This is a genomic window from Amycolatopsis jejuensis (assembly GCF_000717335.1).
Taxonomy (GTDB): Bacteria; Actinomycetota; Actinomycetes; order Mycobacteriales; family Pseudonocardiaceae; genus Amycolatopsis; species Amycolatopsis jejuensis.
This window is the reverse complement of the sequence record NZ_JNYZ01000121.1, coordinates 1-291: the sequence shown is the minus strand read 5'-3', so window position 1 is coordinate 291 and position 291 is coordinate 1. Positions and strand designations below refer to the sequence as shown.

Annotated in this window: 1 protein-coding gene; it reads right to left on the bottom strand. The window is 71.8% G+C overall.

Annotation, left to right across the window (positions count from 1 at the left end; all coding sequences use genetic code 11):
• Positions 1–291, bottom strand: a 291-nt coding sequence (locus tag OO71_RS46020; protein ID WP_033296450.1) for a DUF222 domain-containing protein, incomplete at both ends; no start/stop codon positions are given.

Genomic DNA, 291 nt, shown 5'->3' with positions numbered 1-291 from the left:
GGCGATGGGGAGTGGGGTGTGGTCGTCGAGGAATACCGTTTTCGCCGCGGCCTGCAGGTCTGTCAGGGTCACGGTGACGGTGGCGACGGCGCGTTCTCCGGCTTTGACGGGGAGGTCGGGGGTGCGGGCGGCGAGGTCGGTGATGGCGGCGATGGCGTCTCCGTGGCGTTCGGCGGTCGTGCGGGGGTCGGGGGTGCCGGAGGGGTCGGCGGGGTCGGGGGCGGCGAGGGGGACGAGTAACTGTTCGAGGAGGGTGCCGGTGTCGGGGTCGAGGTTGCCGGTGAAGTGGAA